15 protein-coding genes and 1 pseudogene are annotated in these 15609 nt (G+C 68.1%); 5 read left to right on the top strand and 11 right to left on the bottom strand.

What is annotated here, in order from left to right; genetic code table 11:
- Positions 1–155: 155 nt before the first annotated feature.
- Positions 156–1553, top strand: a complete 1398-nt coding sequence (gene fumC / locus ABEA07_RS05870) for a class II fumarate hydratase (protein ID WP_345536494.1) — start codon at positions 156–158, stop codon at positions 1551–1553.
- An 18-nt stretch (positions 1554–1571) separates the two neighbouring features.
- On the opposite strand, the gene ABEA07_RS05865 is transcribed toward fumC, so the two are convergent.
- Complete coding sequence (locus tag ABEA07_RS05865; protein WP_345536493.1) at positions 1572–2192, bottom strand: YqhA family protein; 621 nt, start codon at positions 2190–2192, stop codon at positions 1572–1574.
- 186 nt (positions 2193–2378) lie between these two features.
- Here ABEA07_RS05865 and acs point away from each other — a divergent pair, with 186 nt between their 5' ends.
- Together acs and ABEA07_RS05855 are read left to right on the top strand one after the other, a co-directional pair.
- Positions 2379–4376, top strand: a complete 1998-nt coding sequence (gene acs / locus ABEA07_RS05860; RefSeq protein WP_345536492.1) for an acetate--CoA ligase — start codon at positions 2379–2381, stop codon at positions 4374–4376.
- 90 nt (positions 4377–4466) lie between these two features.
- Complete coding sequence (locus ABEA07_RS05855; RefSeq protein ID WP_345536490.1) at positions 4467–4976, top strand: LapA family protein; 510 nt, start codon at positions 4467–4469, stop codon at positions 4974–4976.
- Between the two features lie 5 nt (positions 4977–4981).
- On the opposite strand, the gene ABEA07_RS05850 is transcribed toward ABEA07_RS05855, so the two are convergent.
- Positions 4982–5287: a c-type cytochrome gene (locus tag ABEA07_RS05850; RefSeq protein WP_345536489.1), complete on the bottom strand. Its 306-nt coding sequence runs from the start codon at positions 5285–5287 to the stop codon at positions 4982–4984.
- A gap of 102 nt (positions 5288–5389) precedes the next feature.
- On the opposite strand from ABEA07_RS05850, the gene ABEA07_RS05845 reads away from it, so the two are divergent.
- Positions 5390–5650 carry a TIGR04438 family Trp-rich protein gene (locus ABEA07_RS05845; RefSeq protein WP_345536487.1) on the top strand — a complete coding sequence of 87 codons (261 nt, stop codon included), beginning with the start codon at positions 5390–5392 and terminating at the stop codon, positions 5648–5650.
- 33 nt (positions 5651–5683) lie between these two features.
- Here ABEA07_RS05845 and ABEA07_RS05840 read toward each other — a convergent pair whose 3' ends face one another.
- The 9 genes from ABEA07_RS05840 to ABEA07_RS05800 all read right to left on the bottom strand — a co-directional run bounded on the left by ABEA07_RS05840 (position 5684) and on the right by ABEA07_RS05800 (position 14949).
- Entirely contained in the window at positions 5684–6250 is a 567-nt protein-coding gene (locus ABEA07_RS05840) for a phosphatase PAP2 family protein (protein ID WP_345536486.1), read from the bottom strand.
- Between the two features lie 70 nt (positions 6251–6320).
- Positions 6321–7391: an NAD(P)/FAD-dependent oxidoreductase gene (locus ABEA07_RS05835; protein WP_345536485.1), complete on the bottom strand. Its 1071-nt coding sequence runs from the start codon at positions 7389–7391 to the stop codon at positions 6321–6323.
- On the bottom strand, positions 7349–7678 hold the full coding sequence (fdxA, locus tag ABEA07_RS05830; RefSeq protein ID WP_345536484.1) for a ferredoxin FdxA: 330 nt from the start codon (positions 7676–7678) through the stop codon (positions 7349–7351). The genes ABEA07_RS05835 and fdxA overlap by 43 nt, the downstream gene beginning before the upstream one ends.
- A 39-nt stretch (positions 7679–7717) precedes the next feature.
- Positions 7718–9058 (bottom strand): sulfate adenylyltransferase subunit 1, encoded by a 1341-nt coding sequence (locus tag ABEA07_RS05825; protein ID WP_345536483.1) that lies wholly within the window; start codon positions 9056–9058, stop codon positions 7718–7720.
- A gap of 127 nt (positions 9059–9185) precedes the next feature.
- A complete protein-coding gene (cysD, locus tag ABEA07_RS05820; RefSeq protein WP_345536482.1) occupies positions 9186–10139 on the bottom strand; it encodes a sulfate adenylyltransferase subunit CysD in 954 nt (317 codons plus the stop codon).
- 61 nt (positions 10140–10200) lie between these two features.
- A complete protein-coding gene (locus ABEA07_RS05815) occupies positions 10201–10821 on the bottom strand; it encodes a phosphoadenosine phosphosulfate reductase domain-containing protein (protein WP_345536481.1) in 621 nt (206 codons plus the stop codon).
- On the bottom strand, positions 10818–11243 hold the full coding sequence (locus ABEA07_RS05810; RefSeq protein ID WP_345536480.1) for a DUF934 domain-containing protein: 426 nt from the start codon (positions 11241–11243) through the stop codon (positions 10818–10820). The genes ABEA07_RS05815 and ABEA07_RS05810 overlap by 4 nt, the downstream gene beginning before the upstream one ends.
- Before the next feature lie 82 nt (positions 11244–11325).
- Entirely contained in the window at positions 11326–13104 is a 1779-nt protein-coding gene (locus tag ABEA07_RS05805; RefSeq protein WP_345536479.1) for a nitrite/sulfite reductase, read from the bottom strand.
- Between the two features lie 207 nt (positions 13105–13311).
- Positions 13312–14949: an MFS transporter gene (locus tag ABEA07_RS05800; RefSeq protein ID WP_345536478.1), complete on the bottom strand. Its 1638-nt coding sequence runs from the start codon at positions 14947–14949 to the stop codon at positions 13312–13314.
- 216 nt (positions 14950–15165) lie between these two features.
- On the opposite strand from ABEA07_RS05800, the pseudogene ABEA07_RS05795 reads away from it, so the two are divergent.
- Positions 15166–15609: pseudogene (locus ABEA07_RS05795) on the top strand (hypothetical protein); the annotation flags it as partial.

The raw sequence follows: 15609 nt of genomic DNA, 5'->3' as shown, positions 1-15609 counted from the left end.
CTTCGTGGGGGAGGGGGGGACAGGCAAACCGGGCGATTATCCCAGCCTGACGAGGGCTGGGCCCCTGTGCGAATGCGGGCAATGCGATGCCCAATGCGAGCGGTTCTTGTTTGGGGCGATACTGCACGGCCTTTCGACCCCTGGAGCATGGCGCCATGACGATTTCCCCTGGAACCCGCATCGAACGCGACACCTTCGGTCCCATCGAGGTCCCGGCCGACCGGCTGTGGGGCGCCCAGACCCAGCGCTCGCTGCAGAACTTCGACATCTCCGGCGAGCGCCAGCCGCGCGAGATCATCCTGGCGCTGGCCAAGGTCAAGCGCGCCTCGGCCGCGGTGAACCATGCCCTCGGACTGCAGGACGAGAAGAAGACCCAGGCCATCGTCGCGGCAGCCGACGAGGTGATCGCCGGCGGGCACCAGGGCGAGTTCCCGGTGGTGGTGTGGCAGACCGGCTCGGGCACCCAGACCAACATGAACGTCAACGAGGTGCTGGCCAACCGTGCCAGCGAGCTGCTGGGCGGCGAGCGTGGCGAAGGGCGCCTGGTCCATCCCAACGACGACGTGAACCGCAGCCAGTCGTCCAACGACGTGTTTCCCACCGCCATGCACGTGGCGGCGGTCGAGGCCATCACCCACCGGCTACTGCCGGCCATCGCGCTGCTGCGCGGCACGCTGGAGAAGAAGTCCCGGGACTTCGCCGACATCGTGAAGATCGGCCGCACTCACCTGCAGGACGCGACGCCGCTGACGCTGGGCCAGGAGTTCTCGGGCTACGTGGCGCAACTGGCCCACGGCGAGGCCCATGTGCGCGCGGCGTTGCCTCACTTGTGCGAGCTGGCGCTGGGCGGCACCGCCGTGGGCACCGGCCTCAATGCGCCGAAGGGCTATGCCGAGCAGGTGGCGGCCGAACTGGCCCGGCTGACCGGGCTGCCCTTCGTGACCGCGCCCAACAAGTTCGAGGCCATGGCCTCGGTCGACGCCCTGGTCCATGCGCATGGCGCGCTCAAGACCCTGGCGGCCAGCATGACCAAGATCGCCAACGACGTGCGCTGGCTGGCCAGCGGCCCGCGCAGCGGCATCGGCGAACTGAGCATCCCCGAAAACGAGCCGGGCTCGTCCATCATGCCGGGCAAGGTCAACCCGACCCAGAGCGAGGCGGTCACGATGCTGGCGGCGCAAGTGTTCGGCAACGACGTGGCCATCAACATCGGCGGCGCCTCGGGAAATTTCGAACTCAATGTGTTCCGGCCGATGGTGGCCCATAACTTCCTGCAGAGCGTGCGGCTCCTGGCCGACGGCATGCGCAGTTTCAACGACCATTGCGCCGTGGGCATCGAGCCGAACCGCGAGCGCATCAAGGAGCTGGTGCAGCGCTCGCTCATGCTGGTCACGGCGCTCAATACGCACATCGGCTACGACAAGGCGGCCTTCATCGCGAAGAAGGCGCACAAGGAAGGCAGCAGCCTGCGCGAGGCGGCGATCGCCTCGGGGCACCTCACGGCCGAACAGTTCGACCAGTGGGTGGTGCCCGAGCACATGACCGGCCGCTGAACCGCGACGCCGGCGCCGTCAGTGGCCGCCGCCGGGCGGGGGCGACATCAGTCTGTCGGTGTAGGCAATCGCCATGGCCGACAGCAGGAAGGCGATGTGGATCGCGGTCTGCGCGATCAGCACGCGGTCGGAGTAGTTGTCCGCGTTGATGAAGGTCTTGAGCAGGTGGATCGAGCTGATCCCGATGATGGCGGTTGCCAGCTTGACCTTCAGCACCGAGGCGTTCACGTGGCTGAGCCATTCGGGCTGATCGCGGTGGCCTTCGAGGTTCATGCGGCTGACGAAGGTCTCGTAGCCGCCGACGATCACCATGATCAGCAGGTTGGAGATCATCACCACGTCGATGAGCGCCAGCACCACCAGCATGATCACCGTCTCGTTGAGCGTGTTGATCGGCGCGGTGGTCTTGTAGCCGATGCTGGTGATGAGCGACTTCAGCGCCTCCTCGCTGCCGAAAGCGGCCTCGACCAGATGCAGCAGTTCGACCAGAAAGTGCACCACGTACACGCCTTGCGCGACGATCAGCCCCAGGTAGAGCGGCAGCTGCAGCCAGCGGCTCGCGAAGATCAGGTTGGGCAGCGGGCGCAGGGGCGAGGATTTGCCCGTGCGGTTCTGGAGGAGCGGATCGAGGTTGGACATCGGGGCGGGCCGGTGACGGGACGCAGGTCGGGGAAGGAAGAGGGGATGACGGGGAAAGGCGCGATTCTAGAGTGCCCACCAGGACGGCCATGTGACGATCGTGTCGCTAACATGGGGCGTCAGACGCCCGTAAGTGCGGACGCGGACAGTAGCATCCGTCAATCCCCTTGTCACTGGAGACAAAGAATGAGCAGCAGCGCATCGACGATCGAGTCCGTCCTGGTCGAGAACCGAGTCTTTCCTCCCGATGCCCGTGCCACGCAGGGCGCCCGAATTTCCGGCATGGCCGCCTACGACGCGCTGTGCAAGGAGGCCGCCGATGACTTCGAAGGCTTCTGGGCGCGCCAGGCCAGGAGCAACGTGGTGTGGACCAAGCCCTTCACCCGCACCCTCGACGAATCGAATGCGCCGTTCTACAAGTGGTTCGACGACGGCGAGCTCAATGCCTCGGCCAACTGCCTCGACAAGCACGTCGGCACCCCGGTCGAGAACAAGACCGCGATCCTCTTCGAAGCCGACGACGGTGCGGTCACGCAGGTCAGCTACAAGGAGCTGCTGGCGCGCGTCTCGCAGTTCGCCAACGCGCTGAAGGCGCAGGGCATCGCCAAGGGCGACCGTGTCATCGTCTACATGCCCATGACCATCGAGGGCGTGGTCGCGATGCAGGCCTGCGCGCGCATCGGCGCCACGCACAGCGTGGTGTTCGGCGGCTTCTCGGCCAAGGCGCTGCAGGAGCGCATCATCGACGCCGGTGCGGTCGCGGTGATCACCGCCAACTTCCAGATGCGAGGCGGCAAGGAGCTGCCGCTCAAGGGCATCGTCGACGACGCCATTGCGCTCGGCGGCTGCGACACGCTGAAGACCGTCCTGGTCTTCCAGCGCACCCGGACCGCATGCAACATGGTCGCAGGCCGCGACAAGACCTTCGACGAGGTGCTCAAGGGCCAGAGCAGCGAATGCCCGCCGGTGCCCGTGGGCGCGGAGCACCCGCTCTTCATCCTCTACACCTCCGGCTCCACCGGCAAGCCCAAGGGCGTGCAGCATTCCACCGGCGGTTACCTGCTGTGGGCCAAGCTCACGATGGACTGGACCTTCGACATCCGTGCCGAGGACCGTTTCTGGTGTACCGCCGACATCGGCTGGATCACCGGCCACACCTATGTCGCCTACGGCCCGCTGGCCGCCGGCGCCACGCAGGTCATCTTCGAGGGCGTCCCCACCTTCCCGCACGCAGGCCGCTTCTGGCAGATGATCGAGAAGCACAAGGTCACGGTCTTCTACACCGCGCCGACCGCGATCCGTTCGCTGATCAAGGCGGCCGACAGCGACGAGAAGGTGCACCCCAGGAACTGGGATCTCTCCTCGCTGCGCATCCTCGGCACGGTGGGTGAGCCGATCAACCCCGAAGCCTGGATGTGGTACTACCGGAACGTGGGCCACGAGAAGTGCCCCATCGTCGACACCTTCTGGCAGACCGAGACCGGCGGTCACGTGATCACGCCGTTGCCCGGGGCGACGCCGCTGGTGCCGGGCTCCTGCACGCTGCCGCTGCCCGGCATCATGGCGGCGATCGTCGACGAGACCGGCAAGGACATTCCCAACGGCGCCGGCGGCATGCTGGTCATCAAGCGGCCCTGGCCCTCGATGATCCGCACCATCTGGAACGACCCGGAGCGCTTCAAGAAGAGCTATTTTCCGGAGGAGATGGGCGGCACCATCTACCTGGCTGGCGACGGTGCGGTGCGCAGCGCCGACCGCGGCTACTTCCGCATCACCGGGCGCATCGACGATGTGCTCAACGTCTCCGGCCACCGCCTCGGCACGATGGAAATCGAATCCGCGCTGGTCGCCAAGACCGACCTGGTGGCCGAGGCCGCAGTGGTCGGCCGGCCCGACGACCTGACGGGCGAGGCCGTGTGCGCCTTCGTCGTTCTCAAGCGGGGCCGGCCGAGCGGCGACGAGGCCAGGCAAATCGCCGCCGAGCTGCGCAACTGGGTCGCCAAGGAGATCGGCCCGATCGCCAAGCCCAAGGACATCCGCTTCGGCGAGAACCTGCCCAAGACGCGCAGCGGCAAGATCATGCGGCGCCTGCTGCGCAGCATCGCCAAGGGCGAGGCCATCACGCAGGACACCTCGACGCTGGAGAACCCTGCGATCCTGGAGCAGCTCGGCCAGGCGTACTAGCCCTCCAGGGCGGCCCGCGTCCCCGTCCGACAGGCAGGAGGCGCCGGATACGTTACAAACGTTCCCATCGAAGCTTCAGGAGAGACTCCCATGGGATTGAGAACAGGCGTGCTCCTGGTCATCGTGCTGCTGATCGCGGCCCTGGCGGCTCTGAACTGGGGTGTGCTGGCCGCGCCCACCGCGATGTCGATCGGCTTCATGGAGGTCTCGGCGCCGCTGGGCCTGATCATGCTGGGGCTCACGGTGCTGCTGGGCGTCTTCTTCGCCGCCTACGTGGTGTACCTGCAGAGCACCGTGCTGCTCGAGACGCGCCGGCACACCAAGGAAATGCAGGCCCAGCGCGACCTGGCCGATCGGGCCGAGGCCTCGCGCTTCACGGAACTGCGCAACTTTCTCGAGGCACAGGAGAACGCCCACATGGCGCGCAACGCAGAGCGTCATGCGGCGCTGCTGGCACGGGTGGAGCAGCTCGAGACCATGATCAAGGTGCGCTCCGAGCACACCGACAACGCGCTCGCCGCCCACATTGGCCAGCTCGAGGACCGCTTCGAGCGCCGGCGCGAGACGCGGGAGCCGGTCGGCATGCCGCCGGCCGTCTGACGCGCTTACTTGGTGGAGAGCACCCAGGCCGCCAGCTTCTTCGCGTCGGCCTCGCTCACCTGATTGTTGGCGGGCATCGGGACCGCGCCCCAGACGCCCGAGCCGCCCTTGACGATCTTGGTGGCCAGCATGTCTGCCGCCCCCTTGTTGTCCTTGTACTTGGCTGCGACCTCCTTGAAGGAGGGGCCGAGGACTTTGCGGTCCACGGCGTGGCAGCTCATGCAGTTCTTGGAGGTGGCCAGCGCGAGGTCGGCGAGGGCAGGGGCTGCCGCGGCGAGGCCGAGGGCGGCGACGAGGAACGCTCTTTTCATAAGGCCAGGTGACGTGGGTGCGTTAAAGTGGATCCAACGCCATTGTAGGTAGCGCGGTGCACGGCCCTCGCGGGAAGGGGCCGGACGATCGGAGGGGTTTTCATGTGGTTTCTGTTCCTGGGCCTCATCGCCGTGGCTCTCAAGTTCTTCGAAGTCGGCTTCGTGGCCCAGTGGAGCTGGTGGGTGGTGCTCATTCCCTTCGCGCTGGCGGTTGCCTGGTGGGCCTGGGCCGATGCCTCGGGCTACACCAAGCGCAAGGTGGTCGAACGCGAGAACGAGCGGCGCCAGGCGCGCATCGACCGCCAGCGCAGCCAGCTGGGCCTGCTGACCAGCCGCTCCAACCGGCGCAAGCGCGGGCGTTGACTTGCCGGGTGCGCGGCGCCGACGACTGTCCCGTCAGCGCGCTTGCAGGTCGTCGTTGCGCGCAGTGGCCGGCGCGACGAGCCGGCGGCCCCACCGTTCCAGCCCCCAGAAGATCGCGGCGATGACGCCGGCCAACAGCAGGCCGGCCAGGATGTCCAAGGGGAAATGCACGCCGACGTAGACACGTGCCCAGCCTGTGAGCGCCGCGATCGCCAGGATGGTGATACCGAGCCACCGGGTGGCCGCGCGGAGGCAGAACACAAGGCCCACCGTGAACATCACCGTGGCATGCGCGCTGGGCAGCGTGCCACGGATGCCGTGCTCGATATGGGCAGGGCTCAGGCCCAGCACAAAGGGCCGCTGCATGCCGATGACTTCCGCCAACCGCTGGGCCAGGACAGACGCCACGCCTGCAGCCAACAGGGCCGCCAGCACGTAGACCCGTTGCGCCGGCTGCCGCCACGCGAGCCAGGCCATCATCGCCAGACACACCCAGGTCGAGCCTTCCGCGACGCGTGCGGCCAACCAGAGCAGCCAGGGCGAGGCAGGGTGATGGCCCGCGGCGATGGCATGGAAGAGCGAGATGTTCAATGCCTGCATGGGGGGAAATCGTAGACGCTGGCGCTGACTGTTCGATGAACGGTCGCCGATGCGGGCCGCTTGATGGTCGTCAGCCCACCCCCAGCAGCTGATGCAGCCGGGTGCTGGTGGTGGTGTACTGCAGCGGCACGGCCTTGCCCGGGAACACGATCTCCGTGGCGGCCCAGGCGGCCAGGGTCGCTTCGTGAAAGCCACAGACGATCAGCTTCTTCTTGCCCGGATAGGTATTGACGTCGCCGACCGCGAACACGCCCGGCTCGCGCGTCTGGAAGCGCTCCGTGTCCACCGGGACCTGCTTGCGCACCAGTTCCAGCCCCCAGTCGGCGATCGGCCCCAGGCGGGGCGAGATGCCCAGGCAGGCGATCAGGGCGTCGAGCGGCAGGCTGCGGGTCTGCGCGTCGGGGGTGTTGATCTCCAGGGTCCGGCCGTCGAAGGCGATGGGTTGGCCGACCGCGAAGCCCAGGGCACCGGCCGCCACCTGCTCGCGAAACCGGCGCACCAGCGCGTCGTCGGCCTGGAAGCCGTCGCGGCGGTGCAGCAGCGTGACCTGCCGCGCCCGCCCGATCAGAGCCAGCGCCGTCGCGAGGCCGGCATCGTCGCCGCCGTTGACCACCACCGCCTGGCCGTCGAAGCGGTCCAGGGAATCGGGGTGATAGAAAAGCGTGCTGCCTTCGAAACGCTGGATGCCCTCCAGCGCGATGCGCTTGGGAACGAAGGCGCCGACACCGGCCGCGATGAACACCGTCTTCGCCAGGAAGGCCGTGCCGCCATCGGTGCGAAGCAGCAGGCGCTGATCGGCCTGCCGTTCGAGGGTCTGGACCTGCTGGCCGAAGTGGAAAACGGGCTTCAGCGGCTCGAGCTGCCGCAGCAGCGCGTCCGCCAGGCCCTGCCCACTGGTTGCAGGGATGCCCGGGATGTCGTAGATCGGCTTGTCGCCATAGAGCCGGACGCACTGGCCGCCCGCGGCTGGCAGCGCATCGACGATGTGGCAAGGGATTTCGAGCAGGCCAAGCTGGAAGGCCTGGAACAGCCCGACCGGACCGGCACCGATGACCAGCGCGTCGGTCTCGATGGGCGCGGGGAGCGCGGCGGGAGCGTTCAGCGCACCAGCTCCCCGATCTTGTCGGTCTTGTCCTTCCACTCGTCGGCATCCGGCAGTGCCGGCTTGCGCTTGGTGATGCTCTTCCACCCGTCGGCCACCGCCAGCTCGGCGTTGATCTTGATGAAGGCCAACTGGTTGGCGGGCAGGTCTTCCTCGGCGTAGATCGCGTTGACCGGGCATTCGGGGATGCAGACCGCGCAATCGATGCACTCGTCCGGGTCGATCACCAGCATGTTGGGGCCTTCGCGAAAGCAGTCCACGGGACACACATCGACGCAATCGGTGTATTTGCAGCGGATACAGGCTTCGGAGACGACGTGGGTCATGACGGGGTGGGGATCGATCGTTGGAGAAAACGCTGAATTTTAGGCCCTTGGCGCCGGCGGCTGCACGAGCACGGCCGCCGAGGTCCTGTGCGAGGCGGTGTCGACCAGCACCAGCGAGCCCAGTGCCCTCGATTGCTTGAAGGGCAGCACGACGAGCGGCTGCTGCAGCGACAGCACCACGTCGCCGATCGAATTGGGCTCCAGCCGCTCGGCCGGCTCGGACTCGAGCGTGGTGATGTTGACGCGGTCGACGATGCGCGCCACCTTGGCCTTGACCCAGCGGTGGCCCTGCAGCGCCCAGTAGACGCGCCCGGCGACCAGCGGCTCGTCGTCCAGCCATGCGATGGTGGCGGTGATCTCGCGCACCGGCTCGAAGGCCTCGGGCGCCAGCAGCCAGTCGCCGCGCGAGACGTCGAGCTCACGGTCGAGCACGATGCCGGCACTGTGGCCCGCGTGCACCGCCTTGGGCTGGCGCGTGTGGCTGAGCACCTGGGCCACGGTGGCGGTCTGGTTGCCGGGCATCACGGCCACGCGCTGTCCGGGTTCGACGTGCCCGCTGGCCACGCGGCCCCAGAACACGCGGCGGCCCTTGGACGTGTCGGCCGAGCCGGAAAACTTCTCGACCCACTGCACCGGGAAGGCGAAGGGCACGGCTTCGTCCTGCTGGGTGACGGGCAGGTCTTCCAGCAGCTCGATCAGGCTCGGGCCTTCGTAGCCGCACCAGTCACCATGGCGCGACGCCACGTTCCAGCCCTTGAGCGCCGAGATCGGCACCGTGGCCGCGACCTGCACGCCCGCGGCCTCGGCGAAGCTCGCCAGGGCGGCCGAGATGCGCTCGAAAGCCAGTTCGGCATCGGCGATGGCGTCCAGCTTGTTGACCGCGAACACGATCGACTGCACCCGCAGCAGGTGGCACAGCAGCGTGTGGCGGCGCGTCTGCGGCAGCAGCTCGCGGCGTACCACTTCGCCGTCGCTGACCTCGGCCGCCCATTCCAGCTTGGTCGCGTCGACCAGCACCACGGCTGCGTCGGCGCTGGACGCGGCTGTGACCATGTTGCGCGTGTACTGCTCATGACCCGGCGCGTCGCCGATGATGAACTTGCGCCGCGCGGTCGAGAAGTAGCGGTACGCCACGTCGATGGTGATGCCCTGCTCGCGCTCGGCCGACAGGCCGTCGGTCAGCAGGGCGAGGTCGGTCTCGCCGCCGCGCTGCACGCCGGCCAGCTGGTCCTGCAGCACGGTCTTGCTGTCGACCAGCAGGCGGCCGATCAGCGTGCTCTTGCCGTCATCGACGCTGCCGCAGGTGATGAAGCGCAGGGCGGTGCCAGTGTCGGCAGCTTGAAACGAAGACGCGGCGGCGTGTGAAGTGGTCACGTTCATTTGATTCTCAACTGCCCGTTGGGGCGCTATTCCAGGGCCACCGCGGAGCCGGCTTTGCCGGGCCGCTGGTGTCGCCCCCGGTCGGGGGGTGCGAAGCGACACGAAGTGCGCGAAGCCTGGAGGCGAGCTAGAAATATCCGTCCTTCTTGCGCTTCTCCATCGAGGCTTCGGAAGTCTTGTCGTCCATGCGCGTCGCGCCGCGCTCGCTGACTTCGGCCGCCAGCGTCTCGACCACCACGTCGGCCGCGTCGGCGGCCAGGCTCTCGACCGGGCAGGTGCAGGTGATGTCGCCCACCGTGCGGAAGCGCACGTCGCGCACTTCGACCTTCTCGCCGTCGCGCGGCGGCGTCAGCTCGGTCACGGGCACGAGCAGGCCGCGGCGCTCCACCACTTCGCGCTTGTGCGTGTAGTAGATCGAGGGCAGGGCGACGTGCTCGCGCTCGATGTACTGCCAGACGTCCAGCTCGGTCCAGTTCGAGATCGGGAACACGCGGAAATGCTCGCCCGGGGCCAGGCGGGTGTTGAACAGGGTCCAGAGTTCGGGCCGCTGGTCCTTGGGCTGCCACTGGCCGAAGGCATCGCGGTGGGAGAAGATGCGCTCCTTGGCGCGGGCCTTTTCCTCGTCTCGGCGCGCGCCGCCGATCAGCGCATCGAAGCGGAATTCCTCGATCGCCTCCAGCAGCGTGACCGATTGGTGCACGTTGCGCGACTCGCCCGGGTGGGCCAGGCGCACGGTGCCGCGGGCCATCGAATCCTCGACGCTGCGCACGATCAGCTCGGCACCCAGCTCCCGCGCGCGGTGGTCGCGGAAGGCCGTCACCTCGGGGAAGTTGTGGCCGGTGTCGATCATCAGCAGCGGATAGGGCAGCCGGCCCGCGCCGAAGGCCTTCTCGGCGCACTTCAGCAGCACCAGCGAATCCTTGCCGCCGGAGAACAGCAGGGTCGGCCGCTCGAAGGACGCCGCGACTTCTCGCAGGATGAAGATGGTCTCTTCCTCCAGCGCATCGAGCTGGGAATTGGACAGGTGGGCCGGCGCGTGCGCGGTCTGCAGCAGCAATTCGTGGTCGGTTCGGGCGTTCATCGGGTGGCGTGCTGGGTGTTGCAATCGATCGTCGAAGCGGGGCGAAGCGGGGCGTTGGCGCTCAGTGCGCGAGATGCAGTCCGCACTCGCGGTTCTCTTCGCCCTTGGTCGGGTCCACGTAGTCGAAGTTGTTGGGCAGGCCGTGCTTTTCGCAGTAGGCGTACAGCTCCTTGGACGACCAGTGCAGCAGCGGGGCGACCTTGATCAGGCCGTCCGGGTTGACGCTGACCGGGTCCATCTGCGCGCGCACGGCCGTGTCGGTGGCCCGCAGCGCGGTGAACCAGACCTTCGGCGCCGTCTCGCGCAGCGCGCGGGCAAAGGGCTCCAGCTTCACTTCCTCCGTGAAGGCCGCGTGGCGCGGATCGTCGAGCGCGGGCGTGGGGCCTTCCAACGCTTCGCGATGGGCGCGCGAGCGGCGCGGCAGGTAGATGTGGAGCTGCAGGCCCAGCAGCTTCGTCACCTCGTCGGCGAAGCGGTAGGTGGCCTCGGTGTTGTAGCCGTTGTCCATCCAGACCACGGGCACATCCGCCTTGGCGCGCGTCACCATGTGCAGGATCACGGCCTCGAAGGGGCGGAAGTTCGTCGTGACGATCGCGGGCTGGCCCAGGCCGATGGCCCAGTCCACCAGGCCTTCCGCGTTGCGGCCCAGTTCGGAATTGATGCGTGCGAGATCGATGCTCATGCCGAAGCCTCTCGGGCGGACTCGGAGGATCCCGCCGCCGCGAAGTGGGGCGCGGGCTGCACCGCATCGCCCTGGTAGTAGGCGGCGAAGCGGTCGAACTGCCGCTGTGCGGCGGAGGCGTCCACGCCTTCCTTGAGCACCGCGCTGGAGAAGCCGGTGCGCTGCATCTGCACCAGCTGGTCGATCAGCACGTCGCCGGTGGCGCGGATGTCGCCCTTGAAGCCCAGGCGGCGGCGCAGCAGGAAGGCCTGGCTGTAGGCGCGGCCGTCGGTGAACTTCGGGAAGTGCAGGTCGATGCGCTCGACGTCGTCGAGGCAGACCTCGATCGCGAGCGGGTCCGCATCGTTGTCGAGCTGCAGCACGTTGGGGCTGCCGTCGTCCACGTGCTCTTCGGCCGACAGGATGCGCAAAGTCTTGTTCATAGGGCCCCCACGCTCGGCACTGACGTGTCCTCGCTGCCCCCCCAGGGGGCGCGAGCTTGCTTGAAGCGGTTCTGCGCCGCGCTCATGCTGCTTCCTCCACCTTGAAGCGCGCGGCGTTGGCCGCGGCCTTGAAGGGCTCGATGCCCACGCGCCGCAGCGCATCGATGAAGCTCTCGCCGGCCTCGCGCGTGTCGCGGTAAGTGTTGAGCACGGCTTCGATCACGTCCGGCACCTCGGCCGCCGAGAAAGAGGGGCCGACCACCTTGCCCGGCTGGGCCGCGCCCGAGAGCGCCGAGCCATCGGAGCCGCCCAGCGTGACCTGGTACCACTCCTTGCCGTCCTTGTCGACGCCCAGGATGCCGATGTGGCCGCTGTGGTGGTGGCCGCAGGAATTGATGCAGCCGCTGATGTGCAGGTCGATCTCGCCCAGGTCGTCGAGTTCGTCGAGGTCCTGGTAGCGCTCGGTGATGGCCTCGGCGATCGGGATCGAGCGGGCGTTGGCCAGCGCGCAGAAGTCGCCGCCGGGGCAGGCGATCATGTCGGTCAGCAGGTGCACGTTGGCGCTGGCGAAGCCGGCTTCGCGGGCGGCGAGCCAGAGCGCATGCAGGTCTTCGGCATGCACCCAGGGCAGCAGCAGATTCTGGTCGTGCGTGACGCGGGCCTCGCCGGCCGAGAAGCGGTCGGCCAGCCTGGCGGCGGTGTCGAGCTGGTCGGCCGAAGCGTCGCCGGGGGCCTGCCCGATGCGCTTGAAGGACAGCGTGACCGCACGCAGCGACGGGTTCTTGTGCGGCGCCACGTTGCGCTGCAGCCAGCGCGCGAACATCACGTCGTCCGCGGCCTGCGCACGCAGTTCGGCGTCGGTCTGCTCGGCGCTCTGGAACACGCGGGTGGCGAGCTGGGGCGGCACGAAGGATGCGGCCACGCGATCGAACTCGGCCTGCGGAATGGTGTGCGGCGCGCCGTCGTGTTCGATGATCTGCTTGTACTCGGCCTCGACGTCGTCGATGTAGCGCTGGCCCTCGGCCTTCACCAGGATCTTGATGCGCGCCTTGTACATGTTGTCGCGCCGGCCGTAGCGGTTGTAGACCCGCACCACGGCTTCCAGGTAATTCATGATCTGGTTCCAGGGCAGGAACTCGCGCAGCACGGTGCCGACGATGGGCGTGCGGCCCATGCCGCCGCCGACCTGCACGCGAAAGCCGAGTTCGCCGGCTTCGTTCTTCAGGAGCTTGAGGCCCACGTCATGCCAGCCGGTGGCGGCGCGGTCCTCCGAGGCGCCGGTGATGGCGATCTTGAACTTGCGCGGCAGGAAGGCGAACTCGGGATGCAGCGTGCTCCACTGGCGCATGATCTCGGCGAAGGGGCGCGGATCGGCCACTTCGTCGATGGCGATGCCGGCGCGCTCGTCGCTGGTGATGTTGCGGATGCAGTTGCCGCTGGTCTGGATGCCGTGCATGTCGACCGAGGCGAGCAGGTCCATCACGTCGGCCGACTTGGCCAGCGGGATCCAGTTGTACTGGACGTTCTGGCGCGTGGTGAAGTGGCCGTAGTGCGTGGGCAGCTTGTGCGTACCCAGCTTGCCCTGCGTCTTCAGGGCATTCTTGTAGACCTCGGCTTCGGGCTCGTCGTATTCGCGGGCGATGCGGGCCAGCACGCGCAGCTGGGCGCTGGACAGCTCGCCGTAGGGCACCGCCACCCGCAGCATGGGCGCGTAGCGCTGCACGTACCAGCCGTTCTGCAGGCGCAGCGGCCGGAATTCGTCCTCGGAGAGCTTGCCGGCCTGCCAGCGTTCGAGCTGGTCCCGGAATTGCGCAGCGCGCTGCTGCACGAACTGGCGGTCGAAGTCTGTGTATTGGTACATCGTGTTTTCTTGGCTGCTGGGAGGGGTGCGTCCACGCCCCCTCAACGAGGCCGTGACTTTAGAAGCGACGCTTATGGAACCAAACGATTTTTTGGTTCGCGCTTTATGCGGATAAGCTTATTCACCAGTCTCCATGCGGCTTGCGGGCCGATGGAATGCTTATTGCGGATAAGAGCGATGAGGGCGGGGATGTGTGGCTTCAGGTTTTCAAGGCGTGCTGCCACGGCTTGTACCCAGGGCTTCCTGGATGTCCTCCAGCCCGCGCCCGCGCGTCTCGATGCCGCTGCGCGCCAGCATGAAGGCCGCCACCGCCATCGGCAGCGCGATCAGGAGGGCCGAGGCGGCGAAATGGCCGAACACGCCGAGCACCCCGAAGCCCGCGCCCAGGATGCCGCCGAACTTGGAACCGGCCGCGACCACCCCCGAGCCGGTGCCGCGCAGGTGCACCGGGTAGATCTCGGCCGCGTAGGGAATGAGCATTGCGATCACGCCGCTGGAACTCACCAGCAGCAGCGCGGTGGTCAGCACCATCGCCATGCTCGACTGGACCCGCGCCAGGCCGAGCCCGAAGAAGATCAGCAAGGTGGCCGTCGTGAGCGCGATGAAAAGCACCAGCGCCCCGATGCTGCTCCAGCGGTGGTAGAGCCAGATCACCAGCGCGATGCCGGGCAGGGCCAGCAGCGCCGAGCGCGCCAGCAGAGCGCTGGCGGCGGTGGCGTCCATGCCCATGCTGCCCAGGTTGGTCGGCAGCCACAGCAGGAAGCCGAAGTTCACCAGGCCCCAGGCCACGCCGCAGACCATCAGGCCCCAGGTGATCCGCGCGTGCGGGCCTTGCAGCAGCTGGGCGATGCCGGCGGCCGGCGGCTCCGCCTCGGCGATCACCGCAGCGGGCGCGGCCTCGGCCGTCGCACTCGTGCCGGCCCGCGCCCTGGCGAAGCGCGCGAGCACCGCGCGCGCCTCGTCGTCCAGTCCCGCGTTGGCCAGGAAGCGTGGCGATTCAGGGATGTAGCGGCCCAGGAAGATGATCAGCAGCCCCGTCGGCAGCCCGAGCAGCCACAGCGCGCGCCAGCTGAATTCCGGCACCAGCAGTGCGGCCGATCCCGCCGCCAGCAGGTAGCCGGCCGAGGTGCCGACGCCGCCCAGCGCCACCAGCAGCCAGCCGCGATGGGCGGCCGGCACCGTTTCGGCCATCAGGGTGAAAGTGATGGGCAGCAGGCCGCCGGCGGAGGCGCCCATCAAAAAGCACATGGCGAGGTTCCAGCCGAAGGTCGGCATCGCGCCGCAGATGGCCGTGCCGATGAACATCAGCGCCGACAGCAGGATGGCCGCGCGCCGGCCGAATACGTCGGCCATCCGGCCCCAGAGCACCGAGCCGACGGTGGTGCCGGTCAGCGCCACCAGCGCGAGGATGCCGGCGGTCTGCTTGCTGATCTCGTATTCCGTCGTCATGCCCGGCATCACGAAGCCCAGCGTCGCCGGCTTGAGCACGTCCACCGCCAGCGCGATCACCAGGACGATCACCAGCTTCCAGTGCTCCCGATTGAGCGGCACGCCATCGGCCACGTGGAACTGCAGGTGACGGTCGCCGTGCAGGCTCTTCTTCATCTGCGCGATGCGCGGCATCAGGCCGTACATGGCCAGCAGGACGCCCAGCGGGATCATGGCCATGCCGGTGAGCATGGTCGCGTCCATCTCCATGCCGACCATCTGCCAGCCGGTGTGGCGGCCCATCATGAACATCGGCACGTGCGCGAGCACGCCGCCGATGATGGCGATACAGCCGATCCAGAAGGCGAGGGGATGGTGGAAGGCGATGTTCTGGGGCTTCGTTGACGGGGGCTTCATGCGTGTTCCGGGCGGGTGCGCCCGCATGGTAGCGAAGTGAAGGCGGCGGGGCCGCTCAGCGGCACAGGCCCCCCGCCGCCGGACTCCAGGACGACGTAGCCCCCCCACCCCCGACATAGCCAAGGTGTGCGCCGGTGGTGCAGCAGCCCGGATGCATGTATATTCATACAGTACTCCGGGCAATCGCTGAGTTCAGCGGATGCCTCCCAAGACACCATGGGCCTGCCTTCCTTCGACACTCTCTCCGCCGCCGCGCGCCACAAGCTGTGGAGCGGGGATGCGCTGGGCCAGGCCGATGGCCGGGTCATCGGCACGGGCCATGCGGCCCTCGATGCGGAGCTGCCCGGCGGCGGCTGGCCGGTGGGCGCGATGACCGAGCTGCTGCAGGCCGCGCCCGAAGCCCATGCCTGGCAGCTGCTGCTGCCCGCGCTGGCGCAGGCGGTGCGAGAGCGTTCCGGGCCGGTGGTGCTGATCGGCGCGCCGCAGGAGCCCTTTGGCCCGGCGCTGGCGGCCCAGGGGCTGCCGGTCGAATCGCTGCTTTGGGTGCGGTGCGAGGCTGCGCCCGCCGCCGGGCCGCCCCAAGGCGGGCGCAGCCCCCTCGGGGGGCAGCGAGGACACGCAGTGCCGAGCGTGGGGGCACAGAGTTCGGCACGTTTGTGG

Origin of the sequence: Variovorax defluvii, assembly GCF_039541515.1 — a bacterium.
In the GTDB taxonomy this organism is placed as follows: domain Bacteria; phylum Pseudomonadota; class Gammaproteobacteria; order Burkholderiales; family Burkholderiaceae_C; genus Variovorax; species Variovorax defluvii.
Note: the sequence above shows the minus strand (reverse complement) of the source record. Positions and strands in the feature narration are given on the sequence as shown.

Excerpts from the sequence above, each read along its gene's own strand:
- ABEA07_RS05845 (WP_345536487.1), top strand. The coding sequence starts at position 5,390 with ATGTGGTTTCTGTTCCTGGGCCTCATCGCCGTGGCTCTCAAGTTCTTC.
- cysD (WP_345536482.1), bottom strand. The coding sequence starts at position 10,139 with ATGAACGCCCGAACCGACCACGAATTGCTGCTGCAGACCGCGCACGCG.
- ABEA07_RS05815 (WP_345536481.1), bottom strand. The coding sequence starts at position 10,821 with ATGAGCATCGATCTCGCACGCATCAATTCCGAACTGGGCCGCAACGCG.
- ABEA07_RS05805 (WP_345536479.1), bottom strand. The coding sequence starts at position 13,104 with ATGTACCAATACACAGACTTCGACCGCCAGTTCGTGCAGCAGCGCGCT.
- ABEA07_RS05850 (WP_345536489.1), bottom strand. The coding sequence starts at position 5,287 with ATGAAAAGAGCGTTCCTCGTCGCCGCCCTCGGCCTCGCCGCGGCAGCC.
- ABEA07_RS05840 (WP_345536486.1), bottom strand. The coding sequence starts at position 6,250 with ATGCAGGCATTGAACATCTCGCTCTTCCATGCCATCGCCGCGGGCCAT.
- acs (WP_345536492.1), top strand. The coding sequence starts at position 2,379 with ATGAGCAGCAGCGCATCGACGATCGAGTCCGTCCTGGTCGAGAACCGA.
- ABEA07_RS05865 (WP_345536493.1), bottom strand. The coding sequence starts at position 2,192 with ATGTCCAACCTCGATCCGCTCCTCCAGAACCGCACGGGCAAATCCTCG.
- fdxA (WP_345536484.1), bottom strand. The coding sequence starts at position 7,678 with ATGACCCACGTCGTCTCCGAAGCCTGTATCCGCTGCAAATACACCGAT.
- fumC (WP_345536494.1), top strand. The coding sequence starts at position 156 with ATGACGATTTCCCCTGGAACCCGCATCGAACGCGACACCTTCGGTCCC.
- ABEA07_RS05810 (WP_345536480.1), bottom strand. The coding sequence starts at position 11,243 with ATGAACAAGACTTTGCGCATCCTGTCGGCCGAAGAGCACGTGGACGAC.
- ABEA07_RS05800 (WP_345536478.1), bottom strand. The coding sequence starts at position 14,949 with ATGAAGCCCCCGTCAACGAAGCCCCAGAACATCGCCTTCCACCATCCC.
- ABEA07_RS05825 (WP_345536483.1), bottom strand. The coding sequence starts at position 9,058 with ATGAACGTGACCACTTCACACGCCGCCGCGTCTTCGTTTCAAGCTGCC.
- ABEA07_RS05855 (WP_345536490.1), top strand. The coding sequence starts at position 4,467 with ATGGGATTGAGAACAGGCGTGCTCCTGGTCATCGTGCTGCTGATCGCG.